Annotated in this window: 17 protein-coding genes and 1 riboswitch; of the genes, 13 read left to right on the plus strand and 4 right to left on the minus strand. The window is 28.8% G+C overall.

Features of this window, described 5'->3' with window-relative positions; all coding sequences use genetic code 11:
- Positions 1 to 225 precede the first annotated feature (225 nt).
- Positions 226 to 2,196 carry a type I pullulanase gene (gene pulA, locus Q0W06_RS02030; protein WP_297630692.1) on the plus strand — a complete coding sequence of 657 codons (1,971 nt, stop codon included), beginning with the start codon at positions 226 to 228 and terminating at the stop codon, positions 2,194 to 2,196.
- 24 nt (positions 2,197 to 2,220) lie between these two features.
- Complete coding sequence (locus tag Q0W06_RS02035; protein WP_297630695.1) at positions 2,221 to 3,195, plus strand: ROK family protein; 975 nt, start codon at positions 2,221 to 2,223, stop codon at positions 3,193 to 3,195.
- 117 nt (positions 3,196 to 3,312) lie between these two features.
- Here Q0W06_RS02035 and Q0W06_RS02040 read toward each other — a convergent pair whose 3' ends face one another.
- Positions 3,313 to 4,665, minus strand: coding sequence for an NCS2 family permease (locus Q0W06_RS02040; protein WP_297630698.1), 1,353 nt, complete (start codon positions 4,663 to 4,665; stop codon positions 3,313 to 3,315).
- Between the two features lie 68 nt (positions 4,666 to 4,733).
- Positions 4,734 to 4,832: riboswitch (purine riboswitch) on the minus strand.
- 358 nt (positions 4,833 to 5,190) lie between these two features.
- On the opposite strand from Q0W06_RS02040, the gene Q0W06_RS02045 reads away from it, so the two are divergent.
- The gene (locus tag Q0W06_RS02045) at positions 5,191 to 6,759 is read left to right on the plus strand and encodes a nitrite/sulfite reductase (protein WP_297630701.1); all 1,569 of its coding nucleotides are present in this window, start codon (positions 5,191 to 5,193) and stop codon (positions 6,757 to 6,759) included.
- A 198-nt stretch (positions 6,760 to 6,957) separates the two neighbouring features.
- Complete coding sequence (locus Q0W06_RS02050) at positions 6,958 to 8,403, plus strand: NADP-dependent glyceraldehyde-3-phosphate dehydrogenase (RefSeq protein WP_297630703.1); 1,446 nt, start codon at positions 6,958 to 6,960, stop codon at positions 8,401 to 8,403.
- A 43-nt stretch (positions 8,404 to 8,446) separates the two neighbouring features.
- On the opposite strand, the gene Q0W06_RS02055 is transcribed toward Q0W06_RS02050, so the two are convergent.
- Both Q0W06_RS02055 and Q0W06_RS02060 read right to left on the minus strand, forming a co-directional pair.
- Complete coding sequence (locus Q0W06_RS02055; protein WP_297630706.1) at positions 8,447 to 9,109, minus strand: cell wall hydrolase; 663 nt, start codon at positions 9,107 to 9,109, stop codon at positions 8,447 to 8,449.
- 63 nt (positions 9,110 to 9,172) lie between these two features.
- Positions 9,173 to 10,165 carry a hypothetical protein gene (locus tag Q0W06_RS02060; protein ID WP_297630708.1) on the minus strand — a complete coding sequence of 331 codons (993 nt, stop codon included), beginning with the start codon at positions 10,163 to 10,165 and terminating at the stop codon, positions 9,173 to 9,175.
- 154 nt (positions 10,166 to 10,319) lie between these two features.
- Here Q0W06_RS02060 and cdaA point away from each other — a divergent pair, with 154 nt between their 5' ends.
- From cdaA to glmM, 7 genes are all read left to right on the plus strand, one after another.
- Positions 10,320 to 11,171 (plus strand): diadenylate cyclase CdaA, encoded by an 852-nt coding sequence (gene cdaA, locus Q0W06_RS02065; RefSeq protein WP_297630711.1) that lies wholly within the window; start codon positions 10,320 to 10,322, stop codon positions 11,169 to 11,171.
- Entirely contained in the window at positions 11,141 to 12,490 is a 1,350-nt protein-coding gene (locus Q0W06_RS02070) for a CdaR family protein (RefSeq protein WP_297630714.1), read from the plus strand. Before cdaA ends, Q0W06_RS02070 begins: the two co-directional genes overlap by 31 nt.
- A 14-nt stretch (positions 12,491 to 12,504) precedes the next feature.
- Positions 12,505 to 14,100: an FAD-dependent protein gene (locus Q0W06_RS02075; protein ID WP_297630717.1), complete on the plus strand. Its 1,596-nt coding sequence runs from the start codon at positions 12,505 to 12,507 to the stop codon at positions 14,098 to 14,100.
- Positions 14,101 to 14,405: 305 nt separating this feature from the next.
- On the plus strand, positions 14,406 to 15,314 hold the full coding sequence (gene ptb, locus Q0W06_RS02080) for a phosphate butyryltransferase (protein ID WP_297630720.1): 909 nt from the start codon (positions 14,406 to 14,408) through the stop codon (positions 15,312 to 15,314).
- A 23-nt stretch (positions 15,315 to 15,337) separates the two neighbouring features.
- Positions 15,338 to 16,405, plus strand: coding sequence for a butyrate kinase (gene buk / locus Q0W06_RS02085; RefSeq protein WP_297630723.1), 1,068 nt, complete (start codon positions 15,338 to 15,340; stop codon positions 16,403 to 16,405).
- A gap of 148 nt (positions 16,406 to 16,553) precedes the next feature.
- The gene (locus Q0W06_RS02090) at positions 16,554 to 16,865 is read left to right on the plus strand and encodes a YerC/YecD family TrpR-related protein (protein ID WP_297630726.1); all 312 of its coding nucleotides are present in this window, start codon (positions 16,554 to 16,556) and stop codon (positions 16,863 to 16,865) included.
- 73 nt (positions 16,866 to 16,938) lie between these two features.
- Entirely contained in the window at positions 16,939 to 18,285 is a 1,347-nt protein-coding gene (gene glmM / locus Q0W06_RS02095; protein WP_297630729.1) for a phosphoglucosamine mutase, read from the plus strand.
- Positions 18,286 to 18,375: 90 nt separating this feature from the next.
- On the opposite strand, the gene Q0W06_RS02100 is transcribed toward glmM, so the two are convergent.
- A complete protein-coding gene (locus tag Q0W06_RS02100) occupies positions 18,376 to 18,591 on the minus strand; it encodes a hypothetical protein (RefSeq protein ID WP_297630732.1) in 216 nt (71 codons plus the stop codon).
- 243 nt (positions 18,592 to 18,834) lie between these two features.
- Between Q0W06_RS02100 and Q0W06_RS02105 the strand changes: the two genes are divergently transcribed.
- Positions 18,835 to 19,290 carry a LytTR family DNA-binding domain-containing protein gene (locus Q0W06_RS02105; RefSeq protein ID WP_297630734.1) on the plus strand — a complete coding sequence of 152 codons (456 nt, stop codon included), beginning with the start codon at positions 18,835 to 18,837 and terminating at the stop codon, positions 19,288 to 19,290.
- A 1-nt stretch (position 19,291) separates the two neighbouring features.
- Positions 19,292 to 19,978, plus strand: coding sequence for a hypothetical protein (locus Q0W06_RS02110; RefSeq protein WP_297630736.1), 687 nt, complete (start codon positions 19,292 to 19,294; stop codon positions 19,976 to 19,978).
- Positions 19,979 to 20,107: the final 129 nt, after the last annotated feature.

Below are 20,107 nucleotides of genomic sequence, written 5' to 3' on the forward strand. Positions count from 1 at the left end.
TATTCACAGAAAAATTATACAAATAAAATAAAAAAAGTTATGTAAAAGAGAGAGAAAGTGATAAAATTATATTAAAATATAGATAAAATTCAATATAATGTAAACTTGCAATTCGAAGATGAATAGTATTTAATAAGAAGTTATAAATTATAAGGAAATAGAGAGATAGTTAGACTAAGGGCAGAATATGATAAGTTTAAGATTTATTAAAAGTGAGGAACCAATATGGACATAAAAGGAATTTACACTGAAAAGAAGAATGAAGTAGTAAAGGTGTTTTCATCAGATGAGTTTAAAAATTTATATCATTTTAATGGAGCACTAGGGAATATTTACTCTAAAAGTGAGACTATGTTTAGGGTATGGACACCAGTTGCAACTAATGTATGGGTAAATATTTATAAAAAAGTAGGGAAAAATAAATTTGAGTTAGATAAAAGCTTGAAGCTTTCAGATTTAGATGGAATATTTGAAGGAATTATAGAAGAGGATTTAAACTTAAAATATTATAGATATTTAATTGAGATAGATGGTAAAAAAGAAGAAGTGGTAGATCCATATGTAAAGGCTGTTTCAGTTAATGGAATGTATGGAATGATAATTGATTTAGAAACTACAAATCCAAAATATTGGAACAAAGATAGGAAACCAGAACTTATAAGTCCAACAGATGCAATAATTTATGAGATGCATATAAGGGATTTTACAATAGATAAAAACTCAGGAGTTAAAAATAAAGGTAAATTCTTAGGAATAGTAGAAAATGAAACTAAATTTAAAGGAATAAAAACAGGTCTTGACCATTTAAAAGAATTAGGAATAACGCATGTGCATTTATTACCAATATTTGATTTTAAAACTGTAAATGAAGAAAATCCTTCAGAAAAATATAATTGGGGATATGATCCACAAAACTATAATGCATTAGAAGGATCTTATTCTATTAATCCATATGATGGAGAAGTGAGAATAAAAGAATTTAAAGAAATGATTTTAAGATTACATCAAAATGGAATAAGAGTAGTTATAGATATGGTGTTTAATCATATGTTTGAAGTTGAAAATTCAAATTTTGAAAAAATAGTTCCTAAATATTATTTTAGAGAAAATCTTGATGGAAGTTTTTCAAATGGATCAGGTTGTGGAAATGAAACAGCATCAGAAAGATCAATGGTTAGAAAATTTATAGTGGATTCTATATTATATTATGCAAATGAATATCATATAGATGGATTTAGATTTGATCTTATGGGATTACATGATATTGGAACAATAAAAGAGATTAGAGATGAACTAAATAAAATAGATAAAACTATTTTAATTTATGGTGAAGGCTGGACTGGAGGAGATAGTCCTCTATATTATGAAGATAGGGCTATAAAGGAAAATATTTATAAGTTTGGAGAACTTCAAGTAGCAGCATTTAATGATACTATAAGGGATGGAGTAAAAGGAAGTGCTTTTTCAGCAGGAGAAAAGGGATTTGCAAGTGGAAGTAAGGAGTATTGTGAAAAAGTAAAATCAGGAGTAGTAGCTTCAACAAGAAATGATGGAGTATACTATGGTTGGTGGGCAAATGAGCCTTATCAAACAATAACTTATGACTCAGCACATGATAATTACACACTTTTTGATAAAATTAAGAAAAGTTTAACAAATGGAACAGAAGAAGAATTAATTCGAATAAATAAATTGATAGCAGCTATAATCCTTACATCCCAAGGGATAACATTCCTTCATTCAGGAGAAGAGTTTTTAAGAAGAAAAATTTCTGAAAATGGAAATATAGTTGAAAATAGTTATAATTCAAGCGATAATATAAATAGGATAGACTGGGAAAGAAAATTTATATATCTAGAGGTATTTAATTATTATAAAAAACTTATTGCTTTGAGAAAAAATCATAAGATATTTAGAATGGATAAAAGGCTAGATATTGAAAGAAATCTTAAGTTTAGAGCATGTGGAGAAAGCTTCATTCATTATGAAATTAATGGAGAATTACTTGCAGACGGTTTCAAAAAAGCAATAATAGTGTATAATGGATACGGGTGGAATCTAGATATAGAAATTGAAGATGGTGAGTGGGAAGTAATATTAGATGGGAATGATATCTCAGAAAATGGACTTTATAAAGTTACCAAAAAAGTTTCTGTTGAAAAGACAACTGCTAAAATACTAGTCAAGAGAGAATAAAAGTTTTACATGAGGTGAGAAAATATGCAAAAAGGATACTACATTGGAGTAGATTTAGGTGGTACTAAAATATGTACTGCACTAGTAAATGAAGAAGGAACAATTTTTAAGGAAGTAACAGTTCCAACTGAAGCTGAAAAAGGTGTGGACAAGATTGTAGAAAATATAAACGACACTATTAAACAAGTTTTAGGTGACAAAAATATAAAAGATATATTAGCAATTGGAATTGGTTCACCAGGACCATTAGATGTTAAAAATGGATTAATAGTAGAAACTCCAAATTTACCATTTAAAAACTTTAATATAGTTAAGGCTGTAAAAGATATATATGATACAAAGGTATTTTTAGATAATGATGCAAATGCAGCTACACTTGGAGAGTTTTTATTTGGAGCAGGTAAATTAACAACTAATATGGTATATGTAACTGCAAGTACTGGAGTTGGTGGAGGTGCTGTTCTAAATGGAAGAATATTTAGAGGAAGTACTTCAAACGCTGTAGAAATTGGTCATACAACTGTAAATGTTCATGGAAGAAGATGTGGATGTGGAAATAGAGGTTGTGTTGAAGGTTTAGCATCAGGAACTGCAATAGCTAAAACTGCAAATGAAGCAATTAAGAGTAATGCTGTAACATCATTAAAGAAATATGATGTAGTAACTTCAAAGGAAGTTTTTGAAGAATCAGCTAAAGGTGATAAAGTTTCACAAGAAATTTTAGATGAAGCATTATCATATTTAGGAATTCTTTTTGCTAACTTAGCAAATTCATATGATCCAGACGTTTTAGTTTTAGGTGGAGGAGTTTCAAATGGTGGGGAGATCGTTTTTGAAAAAATAAACGAAGAAATCCAAAGAAGAGCTTTAAAACCAATAAGAGAATATTGTAAAGTTAAAAAAGCAGAATTAGGTGGAAGAGCTGGTGTTCTTGGAGCAGCTGCACTTGCAATAACTGAACTTGAACATAGTTTAAGAGAAGGATATATATATAGCTAATAAAAGGCTAAAAAAGATGAAGCAAAGCTTCATCTTTTTTTTTGCCTTGGTTTAAAACAAGGTAATATCGATTTATATTTTATAATTAAGTAAAGAAAAACTTTACTTAAGGAGTAGCTAAATTAATTTAATTACAAATAATACAGCGAGCACCAGTAAAATTGGGTTAATATTTACTCTATGATGCTTCTTGCTAGAAAGATTAGTAATTAAATTTATAATTACATAAGATAAAATACCATAAATAATTCCATCACCTATTGAATACGAAAGTGGCATTAGAATTATTGTTATAAAAGCTGGAAGAGCTTCTGTAATATTTGTAAAATCTAATGCTGTAATAATGCTAAGCATTAAATATCCAACATATATTAAAGCTGGTGCTGTAGCACATGAAGGAATAGCTACAAATAATGGTGAAAAGAATAAGGAAATTGTAAATAAACATCCGACTACAAATGCTGTAAGTCCAGTTTTTCCTCCTTCTGCAATACCAGTACTACTTTCTATAAAAGTTGAAATAGCTGATGTTCCAAGTAATGCACCGGATGTAGTTCCGACAGCATCAACTAAAAGTGCTTTACCTATTCGAGGAAATTTTCCGTCTTTTTCAACTAAACCAGCTTTAGTTGCTAATCCTAATACAGAACCAACAGTTCCAAAGAAATCAACAAAAAGAAAAGTAAAAGTTATACCTATAAAAGACATAAGTGCTTTAGTTGAGTGAATAAAAGAAAAATCAAGCTTTCCTACAATAGGCATTGGCGAAGCAAAAGCTATAATTCCAGTAGGTAAAGAAATAGAATATTCTTTAGCACCAGCTGGATCAATCAAGGCATAACCCCAGGCAACTAGAGTACAAGTAACTATTCCGATTAAAATTGAGCCTTTGATTTTTTTCTTTTCTAAAACTGTAATTATGATTAAACCTAAAAAAGCTATAAGAACTGTAGGTGATGCAAAGTTACCAAGACCTACTAAATTTGATTTGTTTGCAATTACGATATTTGCATTTTGAAGTCCTATAAAAGCTATGAAAAGTCCGATTCCGGCAGTTATAGAAATTTTTAAGCTATGTGGTATAGAATGAGCAACAGATTCACGAACATTAGTTAAAGATAAAATAACGAATATTACTCCTTCTACAAAAACAGCTGTTAATGCGATTTGCCATGGAATTCCGTATTCACGACAGACTGTATAAGCAAAGAAAGTGTTAAGCCCCATTCCAGAAGCTAAAGCAAACGGTAATTTTGCATAAAAAGCCATAAGGAAAGTAGCAATAATTGCTGATATACATGTTGTTGTTACGAGAGGAGCTAGAGGCATTCCAGTGCTATGTAGAACTAGTGGATTAACTGCAATGATATATGACATTGCTAAAAATGTTGTTATCCCTGCTCTAATCTCCTGTTTGACATTGATTTTTTCATCTTTATAAGAAAAAATCTTATTTAATGATAATTTCATTAGTATCCCTCACAATCTTTAGTATAGATTTTGAGAAATTTGAAATTTAAAAGAATATATTGAATTCTAAAAAATCGCAAATAACTCATAGCCAAGACATTACGGTGTCTGGTAGAAACTTCTAGACCAATTACTAGAATTATATGATTATTACGAATATAATTATAAAATTAAAACTCAATATATGTCAATATACGAAGTATATAGTTAAAGGAATGTTAAAATGTTTGAGATAAGTGAAGGGGATAAAATTTATATATAATGAAATAAGTAAAAGAAAAAAATAAAATAATTTTAGTTTAATATTCAAATACTAATAGTAAAGAGTAATATTTATACTGAAAATTAAAAAATATCAGAAAGAATACCACTTTAAGAGAGAAGATAAGAGAGCAAAAAAATAAAGTGTGATAAATGTTATATAATATAAAATTATCAATAGGTAAAATTATATTAATGCAATAAAGGAAATATATTTTACTAATTTGGACAATAGAGATAAAATTTAATATAGAGGTGATTATTTTGAAAAAGGAATTAGTAAGTAAAGAACTTAAAGAAGTTTTAAGAGAAGAGATTAAAGTTTATAGAGAAAATGGACATAAATTCTTAAATAAAGAATTAACAGTACCACAATTTAAAAAGCTATCAGGTGGAATGGGTTCTTATGCACATAGAGGTGGGCAAGAATTCATGATTAGATTAAAAACGCCATCAGGAGTTATATCTAAAGAAGATTTCAATCAAATATATGATTGGGCAGTTAAATATAAAAGAGAATGGATACATCCAACAACTAGAGAAGCAATACAGTTCCATGGAATGACTATTGATGAGGTTTGTGATTTAATGGAAGAAGCTTTAGATTATGGAGTATATTCAAGAGGTTCAGGTGGAAATTATCCAAGAAATGTTGCGATGTCACCACTTGCAGGTTCAAGTATAAGTGAAGCATTTGATGTAAGACCATATGCAGAAAAAGTAAATGAACACATAATGTCACAAGTAAATAAATATAAATTACCAAGAAAAATAAAAGTTGCTATGGCATCAGATTTTAATGATGAGCCTCATGCAACAACTACAGATTTAGGTTTTGTAGCTGTTAAAGAAAATGGAAAAGATATGTTTAGATTATTTATAGGTGGAGGTCTTGGAAGAAATTCAAGAGTAGGTGTTGAATTTCCAGAATTAGTAGATCCTATGGACGTAGTGTACCATGTAGAAGGTTTGACAAGAATGTTTATAGCTGAAGGTGATTATGAAAATCATAATAAAGCAAGAATAAGATATATAGTTGAAAGAATGGGTGAAGAGGAATTTATAGCTTGCTATAAAAAACACTTTGCTGATGTAAAAGAAAATTTAAATCTTGATATTACTATAGAAAATAAAGAAATCACTAAAAAAGGAATAAAGACTTCAATAAAAGATGAAAGACTAGTACCTCAAAAGCAAGAAGGTCTTTATGCAGTATATTTTCATCCTCAAACAGGAATTTTAAAGACAGACTTTCTAGGGGAATTATTAAAACTTACTAATTCTATGGAAGATGTATCATTTAGAATAACAATGGAAGAAGGATTATATATTATAAATCTAAATGGAGAAGAAGCGGATAGAATTCTTCAATTTACTAAAGGTAAAGGGGAAGAATTAAAAGTAATGCAAAGTATTTCTTGTATCGGGGTTCCAATATGTCAATTAGGAATTGGAAACAGCCAAGGACTTGTAGATACTATAATTAAAAAATTAAAAGCAGAAGGCGTAGACAAAGATTTATTACCAAGAGTACACGTATCAGGATGTATGAATTCTTGTGGAGTACATGAAATTGGAGAAATTGGATATACAGGAAAAACTAAAAGAGTTAATGATGCACCAAGAAAATGTTTTGAACTACATGTTGGTGGGAAATTTGAAGTTGAAAATACTGCTTTAGCAACTATATATGGAGATATGTTAGAGGATGAAATTCCAAACTTCCTATTTGATTTATATAAAGAATTAGAAAAAACAAATGCAGTATTTGCTAATTGGTATGTTCTAAATAAAGAAACATTTAAAGAGATTGCAAGTAAATATTTAGTTTAGTTATGAAAAAAGTGATGCATCTAAGATGTATCACTTTTTTACAATATAAATAACTAGAATATAAAATAAATTATATGAAAAACTATTAATAATCGAATGAAATTTTAAATTCAGATTAAATTTATCTGAATTGTGTAGATTTTTCAGAAAAATGCTGTATAATAAGAATTAAATAATAACTATTATCGGAGGTAGAATATGTTTTGCACAGATAAAAATGTTTATGGAAATCTTCTCGATGGAGAATGGATAAACAATGAGAAAAACTTAATAGAAATAAAATCACCAATTAATAAAGAGACAGTTGGATTTGTTCATGCTATGGGAACAGAGGAAGTAGATGAAGCTATAGAAGTTGCAAAGGAAGCACAAAAAAAATGGGCTGAAGTACCAACGAATGAAAAAGCTAAATTACTTCATAATGTAGCAGATATATTAGAAGAAAGAATTGAAGAAATTGCTAAAGTTATGGTACTAGAAATAGCAAAAGATAAAAAGAGTGCTATGTCAGAAGTAAAAAGAACAGCAGACTTTATAAGATTTACAGCTGATGCAGCAGAAAATATTAAGGGTGAATCATTACCAGGGGATTCATTCCCAGGATTTAAAAATGATAAAATATCAATCGTAACAAGAGAAGCATTAGGAGTGGTATTAGCTATATCACCATTTAACTATCCAGTTAACTTAGCAGCTTCTAAAATAGCACCAGCATTGATGGCAGGAAATTCAGTTGTATTTAAGCCAGCAACACAAGGAGCTATTTCAGGAATGTATTTAGCAAAAGCATTTAATGAAGCTGGACTTCCAAGTGGACTTTTAAATACAGTTACAGGTAGAGGAAGCGAAATTGGTGACTATATAGTTACTCATGAAAAAATTGATTTTGTTAACTTTACAGGAAGTAGTGAAATAGGAAAAAGAATTTCAAGAATTACAGAAATGAAGCCTATTTTAATGGAGCTTGGAGGAAAAGATGCAGCAATAGTTTTAGATGATGCAGATATTGAATTAGCAGCTAAAAATATTGTCTCAGGAGCATTCTCATATTCAGGACAAAGATGTACTGCAGTTAAGAGAGTCTTAGTAATGGACTATGTAAGTGATTCATTAGTTGAAAAAGTAGTAGAAGATATGAAAAATGTGACTTATGGAAATCCATTAGAAGGAGATTTTACTGTAGGACCATTAATAGATTCGAAAGCAGCAGACTTTGTTGAAGGATTAATTAAAGATGCAATTGATAAAGGTGCTACATTATTGTGTGGAGGAGAAAGAATAGGAAATATGATAACTCCAACATTATTTGATAATGTAACAGAGGATATGAGAATAGCATGGGAAGAACCATTTGGACCAGTTTTACCAATAATAAGAGTAAAAACTATGGAAGATGCTATAAGAATAGCAAATGAATCAGAGTATGGATTACAATCATCTGTATTTACACAAGATATAAATAGAGCTTTCTATGTAGCTAATAAATTAGAGGTTGGAACAGTTCAAGTTAATAATAAGACTGAAAGAGGACCAGATCATTTTCCATTCTTAGGAGTAAAATCATCAGGAATGGGAATTCAAGGAATTAGATACTCAATAGAAGCTATGTCTAGAGTTAAAGCTACAGTTATAAATTTAAACTAGTTTTAAATAGCAAAAGGAGAGATAATATTATCTCTCCTTTTGCTTATTGTTTGAAAAATGTATGATTTCCAATGACTTTAGAATCTTTCTTTGAAGTTTCTTTCATCCAACTGCAAGTTGCTATAGATGGATTATAAAAGAATAAGGCCTCATTAGTTGGATCTTTTCCTTTAATTGCTTCATAAACAGCTTCATAGCAAGATTCATTTGTCTGGGTTTCTAGTTTGCCATTAACTACACATGAAAAAGCATTTTTTTGAAAAATAACTCCTTCAATTGAGTTTGGAAATTTTGGGTTCATAACACGATTTAAAACTACAGAAGCAACAGCTACTTTACCTTGGAAAGGTTCACCACGGCTTTCTGCATAGACTAATTTAGATAATAAGTCTATATCGCTTTTTGTTATTTTTAGTTGAGAACCATTGTGGTTAAAAACTTCTATTTCATTATTAGTGTTTTCTTTGTTTATAGCTTCATTATCAGCAGTTTTATTTTCTTCGGGACTTACAGCTGCACTTGACTGAACCGCCTCTTGGTTTTCAAGTTTAAAAGCTATCCTATTTATTATTGACTCTTTTCTATATATGCTTGAAGAATAGATTTGTTCATTGTTGATTAAATCTATTTCGGCTGCTAAAGCAGTGATAGTTTGGCCTCCAAACATTATTATAGATAGTAAAAAAAGACTGAAAAATTTTTTCATAAAAAACCTCCTTTTTACAACCCAGTCCAAATGATATTATTACCTGATTTAGAAAGTTTTATACTAATTTGCTGTAAAATCTTCTATTTTAGATAGCAAGTCTGCATAAAATCTTAGAAATTCATTATGCTTTTCAAATGCAGAATCATATAATTTTTTTGCATCTTCTTCATTATTTGTTTGAATATCATCAAGTAGAGCTTGAGATAAACTATTCATGTAAGAATCATAGCTATTTATAGATTCTTCTAAGCTATCAGAAATTTCACGAGTAGAATCAGGAAATGATAACATATAATATTCTTCTTCAATTTTAGAAAAAATATTCTTTTTTTGGTCTAAGTCTCTTAAGAGTGTTGAAATATCACGATTATTTTCTTTAATATTTATAATGGCAGGTTGTAAATCTTCTTTTATTAAATTGAAGTTAGAGGTTATATCCGATATTTTTAATAAAAAATCTCTTTCAGAAGATTGTGAAATATCATTAAGAATATTTAAGTCAACTAAAGTTTCAAAATAAGAATAGGTATTATGAAAAAATTTTAATGAGGTATCACTTATGGTTTTTTCTAAATTATAAATTTTTAAAGTCTCTAAGCTTTCAAGGTAAAGACTTAAAGTATCCTTAAATTCTATTATTTTTTTATCTAATGAGTTACTATCAGGACTCATATACATAGATAAAGCTTGGTTAACTAATGAAATATTTTTATCTAAAGATTTACGAAGAGAATCAACTAGTTTTTCACTACTAGGAGATGCCTCTATAATTAATAGATTTTTTTTTGCTGTTTCTAAGTCTTTAGAGACAGTAGGTAAAATAGTTTTAGCATTATCTGTATTTACAGAATTTTCATCTAACGCTGATGATAAGGATAAATTGATCTTATGAATTTCCTTACAAAGATAATTTATATTTCTAATATCTGCGTTTTTAGGATTAAGTTTTGTAATAATGAGCAACATTAAAGGTATTAAAATAATTATTGAGGCAAAGGATAATGCTTTAATATTTTCCTTAATGCTTTTTTTAGCATTATTAATAAAACTCATATAAAAAAATCCCCCCTTTTTTATAGTCTCATAAAATTATATTAAGCTTTCTAATAAAATATTATAAATTTTGAAAAAAAGTAGTATCATTTGAATGATAGAGAATAATATTTAGTGTATAATTTAACATGAATAATAAGCGAGGTGAGAAGCTGTGCAAGAATTTTTTCAAGGAACAATTAATGCTATAACGAATATTTCGATATGGTCCATAATTGATATATTAGTTGTTTCATATATTTTCTATAAAGGATATATGTTAATAAAAGAAACAAGAGCAGAACAATTATTAAAAGGGATTTTACTTATAATAGCATTAATACCAATTAGTTATCTTTTAAGATTAAATATGCTTTACTTTATACTAAATAAAACATTAACTATTGGAGTATTATCTGTAGTAATTATATTTCAACCAGAAATACGTCGTGCATTAGAGCAGTTAGGGCAAAGAGCGTTTAAGGATTCTAATGGGCATAGGGATGTTGAAACAACAGAAAAGATAGTACGTGAAATTACCACAGCTACAAAAAACTTAGCTGATACAAAAACAGGGGCATTAATAGCAATAGAGAAAGCAACTGGACTTGGTGAAATTTTAGAATCAGGAACAATAATTGATGGAGCAATAAGCTCAGCATTATTAGAAAATATATTTGTCGTTAATACACCATTACATGATGGGGCAACAATAATAAGAGGAAATAGAATTCATGCATCAGGATGTGTATTGCCCTTAACAAAGGATAATACAATAAATAAAAAATTAGGAACAAGGCATAGAGCAGGGATTGGATTATCGGAAAACTCAGATGCAATAATAATAATAGTTTCAGAAGAAACAGGAATTATATCTCTTGCAATTAGAGGAAGATTAACTAGAAATTACGATAAGGAAAAATTAAATACTACATTAATGAATCTTATGGGAAGTAAAGAAAATGTTAGAAAATCAGCAAGTGAGAAGGTGAAATCATGGATAAGGGATCTGCAAAAGAAAGATTAATAATAAAATTAGTTTGTGTATTATTATCATTCTGTCTTTGGATATATGTAACGAATGTAGAAACTATAGTTAAAACTTATACGTTAAAAGATGTGCCAGTACAAATAGTAAATACAGACGTGTTAAAAGACTCTGGATTAGCTTTAGCACCAGGGCAACAATTTAATGTTAATTTAAATTTAGAAGGACCATCAAAATACATTTATGCAGTAAATAAAAATGATTTTACAATAAATGCTGATTTAAGTGAGTATGCTTTAAAGAAGGGTGAAAATAATATACCAGTACAAATAATAAATTATCCACAGCAGATAAATATAAAAAATAATGGATATTTAATAGTAAAAGTGAAATTAGAAGCTTTAGAAACAAAAACTTTTAAAGCTGTGTCGCAAGTAACTTTTAACTTTGCACCAGATGTTTATGAGGATGCTGTAAATTATACTCCAGAAAATATAGAAGTATCAGGACCTTCAAGTGCTGTAAATCAAGTTGCGAAAGTTGCATTAGTAGGAAGCTTAGAAGGTATTTCAGAATCAGTAACTAAAACATTCAAGTATGAACCTTTAAATACAAATGGGCAAATAGTTAAAGATGTTCAATTAAGTAAAACAACGGGAACATTAGGTGTTACCACAAATACTGGAATACAAGTTCCTATAACAGCACAGTTAAAAGGAAACTTACCAAATGGAATGAATTTAGTAAGTACACAATTATCACAAAATTACGTTACTATTATTGGGAATAAACAGGTGTTGAGTGGAGTGAAATCTTTAAATACGGCGCCGATTGATTTATCACAAATAACAGGGAATACTACTCAAACAGTAAAAATATTATTACCAGAAGGTGTTACTATAAGCAATGGAAATAGTAATGTAGATGTATCAATAAATGTATCAAAACCAAAAGAGGATACCAATACTAGTACAGATACAGAGAATAGTGGGAATAATAGCAATAATAATAGCAGTAATGATAATAATAGTAATAATAACAATAATAATAACGAAACAGTAAATAAGACACTTACTATTCCACTAACGAATACAGGTTTACAAAATGGATTAAAAATAGATAATATTCCAAATAGTTTAAGTATACAAATTTCGGGTACACAAGATATTATGAAAGAAATAAGTACAAGTGACTTTACGGCAGTAGTAGACTTAAGTGAACATAAAGAAAGTGGAACATTTAGTTTAACACCAAAGGTAACAACAGATAAGAATGTGAAAATAGATAATATACCGAGTGTGAGTGTAGTATTAAGCAAGGCCGAAGTTGCAAGTGCAGAAAATAAAAAGAAACAATAGATTAGGAGAAAAAAATGGCTATAAGAATAAATAGTATTACATTATCTATAGAAGAAGACATGAGTCTTATAAAAGAAAAAGCATGTAAAAAATTAAAAATCTCAGAAAAGAATATAAAAAGCTTTAAAATATTAAAAGAAAGTATAGATGCAAGAAAAAAGGATAATATTAAATTTAATTATTGCGTTGAGATTGAATGTGATAATGAAGAAAAAGTTGTATCAAAAGCAAAAGATAGAAATATAATTTTAGATAAATATGAAAAAGAAGAAATTATATTTGGAGATAAAGAGCTACAAACTAGACCGGTGATTGTAGGATTTGGACCAGCAGGAATTTTTTCAGCATTAACTCTTGCACAAAATGGATATAAGCCTATTGTGTTTGAAAGAGGAGAAGATGTGGATAAAAGAACTGAAACTGTGGAGAAGTTTTGGAATAATGGAATCTTAAACTTAGAATCTAATGTTCAATTTGGAGAAGGTGGAGCAGGTGCTTTTTCGGATGGAAAATTAACGACTAGAATAAAGGATAGAAGATGTTCTTATGTATTAGAAGAACTTGTAGCACATGGAGGACCAGAGGAAATTATCTATTCAGGAAAACCTCATATAGGAACGGATGTTTTAAAAGTTGTTGTAAAAAATATAAGAGAAGAGATAAAAAGACTTGGTGGCGAAGTGCATTTTAGTTCAAAGTTAGAAGGGATAAATTATTCTAATGGAAAATTAGAAAGTATAAAAGTAAATGGAAGCGAAATTCAATGCGAAAATCTTATTTTAGCAATAGGACATAGTTCAAGGGATACTTATGAAATGTTACATAGAGAAAAGATATTTATGGAACAAAAACCTTTTGCTATAGGAGTTAGAATTGAGCATCCACAAGAAATGATAAATATATCTCAATATGGAAAGTTTGCAGATCATCCTAGGCTTAAGGCAGCTGATTATAGATTAGCTTATCAAAGTGAAAAATTCAACAGAGGTGTGTATTCATTTTGTATGTGTCCAGGAGGGGTAGTTGTAGCAGCTGCATCAGAAGAAAAAAGACTAGTATCTAATGGAATGAGCTATCATGCCAGAGATTTAGAAAATGCAAATTCTGCGTTAGTTGTAACTGTTGGAGGAGATGATTTTGAAGGAAATCATCCATTAGCAGGAATGGAATTCCAAAGGCATTATGAAAGATTAGCATATGAGTTAGGTGGTGGTGATTATAAAGCACCAGTTCAACTTATAGGAGATTTCTTAAAAGATAGAAATTCAACTAAAGTAGGGAAAGTTAATCCAAGTTATAAACCAGGATTTGAGTTTAGAGAAATGAAGAATTGTTTACCAAGTTATGTAATAGATACATTAAAAGAAGGAATAACTGTTTTTGATAAAAGAATCAAAGGTTATGGAATGGAGGACGGTGTTTTAACAGGAATCGAAACTAGAACATCTGCTCCAGTAAAAATTGCAAGAAATGAAAAGCTACAAAGTATTTCAGTTGAAGGGCTTTACCCAACAGGGGAAGGAGCTGGATTTGCAGGTGGAATAATATCAGCAGCAGTAGATGGAATTAAAGTTGCTGAAAATATTATGAAAGAATTTAAAATGAATTAATAAAATAAAAAAGACTTACATTTTTAAAAATGTGAGTCTTTTTTATTTTAGGCGAGAGGTTTTATATGGTATCTATAAAATCAATGAATATACAATATAGTATGTAAGAAAATCTATATAGGTTAATAAAAGTTTTAATTTTCTGACAATTCAAATTTTTGGAGTTTTTTCTGATACAATATATAAAGATATTGTTATAAAATTAACGAAATAAAATTCCAAAATTGTATTAAAAGTCTAAAATATGAACTTGAGATAGTTAATATAAGATTTAAATAAATAAATTAGTAAGAGGTGCATTAGTTATGAGTAAAAATTTTGATGAATTATTATCAAAGGTTAAAAGCGTAAAATTAAAAAAGGTGGCAGTAGCAGTAGCACAAGATGAACCGGTATTAGAAGCAATAAAATCGGCAAAAGAAAAAGAAATAGCAGATGCAATATTAGTTGGAGACAAAAAGAAAATAAAAGAAATCGCTGATAAAATTGAAATGGATTTAACTCAGTATGAAGTGATTCATGAACCAGATACAAAAAAAGCAGCACTTTTTGCAGTTCAATTAGTATCAAGTGGTAGAGCAGATATGGTTATGAAAGGATTAGTTGATACAGCTACATTCTTAAGAAGCGTATTGAATAAAGAAGTTGGATTAAGAACAGGAAAACTTATGTCACACGTAGCAGTTTTTGAAGTTGAAGGAATTGATAGATTACTTTATATTACAGATGCTGCATTTAACACATATCCTGACTTAAAAGATAAAAAACAAATAATTGAAAATTCAGTATTAGTTGCTCATGCCTGTGGATTAGCAATGCCAAAAGTTGCACCAGTATGTGCTGTTGAAGTAGTAAATCAAAATATGCCAGCTACTATTGATGCATCTTTATTATCAAAAATGAATGAAAGAGGTCAAATCAAAGGATGTATAATAGATGGACCTTTAGCTTTAGATAATGCTTTATCAGAAGAAGCTGCACATCATAAAGGAATCGGAGGACCAGTTGCAGGGAAAGCCGATATAATAATGTTACCTAACATTGAAACTGCAAATGTAATGTATAAATGTTTAACTTATACAGCAAAATCAAGAAATGGTGGATTACTAGTAGGTACATCAGCACCAGTTATATTAACATCAAGAGCAGACTCATTTGAAACAAAAGTTAACTCAATAGCTTTAGCAGCTTTAGTTTCAGAAACATTAAAATAATATAAAGTTTGGAGGAAATGAATATGGCATATAAATTATTAATAATTAATCCAGGATCAACATCAACTAAGATCGGTGTTTATGAAAATGAAAAAGAAGTTTTAGAAGCAACACTTAGACATTCATCAGATGAAATCGGAAAATATCCAACTATATTTGATCAATTAGGATTTAGAAAAGAAGTTATATTAAATGTATTAAAAGAGAAGAAATTTGATATAAAAGAATTAAATGCTGTTGTAGGAAGAGGGGGAATGCTTAAACCAATTCCAGGTGGAACTTATGAAGTAAGTGATGCATTAATGGCAGATTTAAAAGCTGGAATTCAAGGACAACATGCCTCAAACTTAGGTGGAATATTAGCTAATGAGATTGCTAAAGAAGTTGGAGTAAGAGCGTTTATAGTTGATCCAGTAGTTGTTGATGAGTTAGAAGCAGTAGCTAGGATTTCAGGAGTTCCTGAACTTCCAAGAAAAAGTAAATTCCATGCATTAAATCAAAAAGCAGTAGCTAAAAGATTTGGTAAAGAAAGTGGAAAAGGATACGAAAATTTAAATCTTATAGTAACTCACATGGGTGGAGGAGTTTCAGTTGGAGCTCATAAAATGGGAAGAGTTGTAGATGTTAATAATGCATTAGATGGAGATGGACCATTCTCACCAGAGAGAGCAGGGGCAGTTCCAGCAGGAGATTTAATAAAAATGTGTTTCTCAGGAAAATATACTGAATCAGAGGTATATAGTAAAATCGTTGGTAAAGGCGGAATGGTTGCATACTTAGATACTAATGATATGAGAGATGTAAGAAAAGCGGCTGGAGAAGGAAGTAAGGAAGCACAATTAATATATGATGCATTTATTTATCAAGTAGCTAAAGGAATCGGAGAAATGGCTACAGTATTAGAAGGTAATGTAGATAAAATAATATTAACAGGTGGAATAGCTTATTCAGAAGACGTAGTTAGAGATATAACTAAAAAAGTTGCATTTATTTCAGATGTAAAAGCTTATCCTGGAGAAGATGAATTATTAGCACTAGCACAAGGTGCAATAAGAGTTCTTGATGGAGAAGAAGAAGCTAAAGAATATTAATATTAATTAGAGAAAGAACTTACAGATATAAATGTAAGTTCTTTTTTTATTATAGAAGAGAAGAGAAATACTTTTACTAAGTAAAGCTATAAATTATAAAAGTAAAATGATATAATAAATTTAATATAGAAATGCGGAGGATGAGAAAATGGGGATATTAAATTCTAAACTAAGAAGTGAAGAAATGGACTTGTTTTTTAGAGCTATTTTAGAATTGGACAACATAGAAGACTGTTATAAGTTTTTTGAAGATGTAGCTACGGTTAATGAAATAAAATCACTAGCACAGAGAATCCACGTAGCAAAACTTTTAAGTGAAAAAAATACGTATATAGAAATAGCTGAAAAAACAGGAGCGAGTACAGCAACTATCAGTAGAGTAAATAGATCTTTAAATTACGGTAGTGATGGATATAATATTATATTAAATAGGTTAAAAGAGCAAAATATTGTCAAATAACAGAGAAAATTATATACTATATATTATGAAACAGACTTAATTTATAAGTAATTTTTAAGAAAGAGGTAGAACTATGAGTAGAATATTTGGAACAGATGGTGTTAGAGGAATAGCAAACTCTGAACTTACAGCTAGATTAGCATATAATTTAGGGAGAGCAGGTGCGTATGTTTTAACAGAAGGTGCACACAAACCTAAAATTATAGTTGGAAAAGATACAAGAATATCAGGAGATATGCTTGAATCAGCTTTAGTAGCAGGAATATTATCAGTAGGTGCAGAAGCAATTATATTAGGAGTAATTCCAACACCAGCAGTTGCACATTTAGCAAGAGAATATGGAGCAGATGCAGGAGTTATGATTTCAGCATCACATAACCCTGTTGAATACAATGGAATTAAATTCTTTAATGGAAATGGATATAAGCTATCTGATGAATTAGAAGATCAAATCCAAAGTGTAATAGAAAGTGATTTTGAAGGAGTTCCAAATCCAGTAGGAGCACAAGTAGGAAGAAAAAGAAAAGAAGCATCAGCTTTAGAAGACTATATAGAATTTGCAAAAAATACTACACCATTTAAATTAGATGGAGTTAAAGTAGCTTTAGATTGTGCAAATGGAGCAGCTTATGCAGCAGCAGTTCAAGCATTTAGAGACTTAGGAGCAGAAGTATTTGTAATAAATGATAATCCAGATGGAACTAATATAAATGAAAAATGTGGTTCAACTCATCCAGAAGAACTTATGGATTATGTAGTTAGAAAAGGATGCGATATGGGATTTGCATTTGATGGAGATGCAGATAGATGTTTAGCAGTTGATAATAAAGGAAACTTAATAAATGGAGACTTTATTTTAGCAATATGTGCAAAATACTTAAAAGAAATAGGAAGATTAAAAGATGATACTCTAGTAGTTACAGTTATGAGTAACTTAGGACTTGATATAGCTTGTAAAAACTTAGGAATAAATGTATTAAAAACTAAAGTTGGAGATAGATATGTTCTTGAAGAAATGGTTAAAGGAAAATATTCTTTAGGTGGAGAGCAATCAGGGCATATTATACTATTAGAAAACAATACTACAGGAGATGGACTTGTAACAGCCCTTCAAGTAGCATCAGTAGTTAAGAAAAGTGGTAAAACATTAAATGAATTAGCATCAATAATGAGAGAATTACCACAAGTTTTAGTAAATGCAACAGTTCCAAATGATAAAAAAGATATTTATTTAACGGATGCAGAAATTAAAGCTGAAATAGAAAGAATGGAAAAACTTATGGATGGTAAAGGAAGAGTGCTTATAAGACCTTCAGGTACTGAACCGTTAGTAAGAGTTATGTTAGAGGGTGAAAATCAAGAAGAAATTGATAAACTAGCACATAACTTAGCAGATATGATATTAGCAAAATGTAAATAGAAATTATAAAAACTACTAAAAATAAGTAATTTATTTTTAGTAGTTTTTTTAGTTAAATAGTATGTAGTAATAACTAAACATTATAGTTATTTATTTTTGATTTTTAATATTTTCATCTTTAGCAGGAACATATTCCTTTGTGTGAAGGTTAGAGTTATTTCCATAAAGATGTTTATTTTCTTCTGTTAATAATGGATTTTCTACATCATAGCTATAAGATATGACAGAAGTAAGATTATTTTCTTTTGCATAGCTATTGATTGATTTAGTTGTATCAGCATTTTGGGCTGAAGTTTTCTTTTTCATAAATATCATCTCCTTTATAATAGTTTGTGCAAAAAGAGAGCTTTTATAGCTTGTAATTATTGCAATTTAAAAAGAAAACATGAAATTGAAAAATTAAAAAGTAAAAGTCGATTTTGAGTTTAAAATAAAAGTTAGTTTTAATGTGATTTTTTAACGACTTAGAGATAGAATATTACCACTTATGCAAAAAATATTTACAATGACTATAAGAAACATATAATAAGTAGAGTGGAGCGTGATTGAATGAGAATAAAAATAGAGATTAATAATCAGATAGATGATAATGAAATTATTATTAGATGTAAGGATTTTAATAATGAAATAAAAGATATTCAAAATCTACTTCTAGATAGAGTAAACAAATATGCATCATTAGAATTTTTTAAAAATAATAAAGAATATTACCTATCATTACAAAATATTTTATTCTTTGAGACTAATACAACTAATTTAGATGCGCATACAAAAGATGATATTTATAAAGTAAAATATAAATTATATGAATTAGAAGAAATATTACCTAGTGAATTTGTAAGGGTATCAAAATCAGCAATTATAAATATAAGACATGTATATGCTATAACTAAAAATATAACATCAACAAGTTTAGTTGAGTTTAAAAACACAGAAAAGAAGATGTATGTTTCAAGGAATTATTATAAGAATTTAAAATTAAAATTATCAGAAAAGAGGATATAATATGAAAAAGAGAAGTGTTTTTTGGGGGTTATTATTAATAATAGCTAGTATTTTATTAGTTTTAACTGATATAAAAGGATTTCATTTGAGAAGTGGACTTGATATAGTAGTAACAATAATATTATTAGGGATATTTATAGAAAGTTTAATTAAAATAAATTTTTATGGAATTATATTTCCTATAGGGTTAACTTATTTAATCTATCAAGAAGAGTTTAAGTTATATAAATTAAATATAATAATAGTACTTCTAGGGTCACTGTTATTAAGTGTAGGATTATCGATGATTTTTAAAAGGAATAATAGAAAGATGATAGATATATTTAGCAGAAAAGAAAAAGTAAAATTAAAGGAAAGTTATGATATTGAAGCAAAAGTTCATTTGGGAGAAACAATTACATATGTAACAAATGAATTTAGAGATGGATATTTAGAAAGTTCATTTGGGGCAATAAAGGTATATTTTGATAAATCAAATATTGAAGGTACTGATGCTAGTTTTGAAATAAACTCTTTATGTGCAGGAGTTGAGCTTTACGTTCCAAAAGAATGGCAAATAGTAAATGGAATAACTAATATATTGAGTGGTGTAAATGAAGAAGGCAAGTATATAAATGTAGAGAAAAAATCTGTTCTAAGATTAACAGGAATTTCAAAGCTTTCGGGGATAACTATAAAATATGTATAGTAATATAATGCAATCATATATTGTATTATAAGTAGTTAATGTGGAGCATTATATAAAATAAATGTTATATTAATTATATAAGTTTAAAAATAAACACAGCAGGAGAGATTAAATCCTGCTGTGTTTACT

It is taken from the genome of uncultured Clostridium sp. (assembly GCF_947072515.1).
Classification (GTDB): domain Bacteria; phylum Bacillota; class Clostridia; order Clostridiales; family Clostridiaceae; genus Clostridium.

Coding starts and splice junctions, on each gene's coding strand:
- pulA (WP_297630692.1), top strand. CDS start 226: ATGGACATAAAAGGAATTTACACTGAAAAGAAGAATGAAGTAGTAAAG.
- Q0W06_RS02035 (WP_297630695.1), top strand. CDS start 2,221: ATGCAAAAAGGATACTACATTGGAGTAGATTTAGGTGGTACTAAAATA.
- Q0W06_RS02040 (WP_297630698.1), bottom strand. CDS start 4,665: ATGAAATTATCATTAAATAAGATTTTTTCTTATAAAGATGAAAAAATC.
- Q0W06_RS02050 (WP_297630703.1), top strand. CDS start 6,958: ATGTTTTGCACAGATAAAAATGTTTATGGAAATCTTCTCGATGGAGAA.
- Q0W06_RS02055 (WP_297630706.1), bottom strand. CDS start 9,109: ATGAAAAAATTTTTCAGTCTTTTTTTACTATCTATAATAATGTTTGGA.
- Q0W06_RS02060 (WP_297630708.1), bottom strand. CDS start 10,165: ATGAGTTTTATTAATAATGCTAAAAAAAGCATTAAGGAAAATATTAAA.
- Q0W06_RS02070 (WP_297630714.1), top strand. CDS start 11,141: ATGGATAAGGGATCTGCAAAAGAAAGATTAATAATAAAATTAGTTTGT.
- Q0W06_RS02075 (WP_297630717.1), top strand. CDS start 12,505: ATGGCTATAAGAATAAATAGTATTACATTATCTATAGAAGAAGACATG.
- ptb (WP_297630720.1), top strand. CDS start 14,406: ATGAGTAAAAATTTTGATGAATTATTATCAAAGGTTAAAAGCGTAAAA.
- buk (WP_297630723.1), top strand. CDS start 15,338: ATGGCATATAAATTATTAATAATTAATCCAGGATCAACATCAACTAAG.
- Q0W06_RS02090 (WP_297630726.1), top strand. CDS start 16,554: ATGGGGATATTAAATTCTAAACTAAGAAGTGAAGAAATGGACTTGTTT.
- glmM (WP_297630729.1), top strand. CDS start 16,939: ATGAGTAGAATATTTGGAACAGATGGTGTTAGAGGAATAGCAAACTCT.
- Q0W06_RS02100 (WP_297630732.1), bottom strand. CDS start 18,591: ATGAAAAAGAAAACTTCAGCCCAAAATGCTGATACAACTAAATCAATC.
- Q0W06_RS02105 (WP_297630734.1), top strand. CDS start 18,835: ATGAGAATAAAAATAGAGATTAATAATCAGATAGATGATAATGAAATT.
- Q0W06_RS02110 (WP_297630736.1), top strand. CDS start 19,292: ATGAAAAAGAGAAGTGTTTTTTGGGGGTTATTATTAATAATAGCTAGT.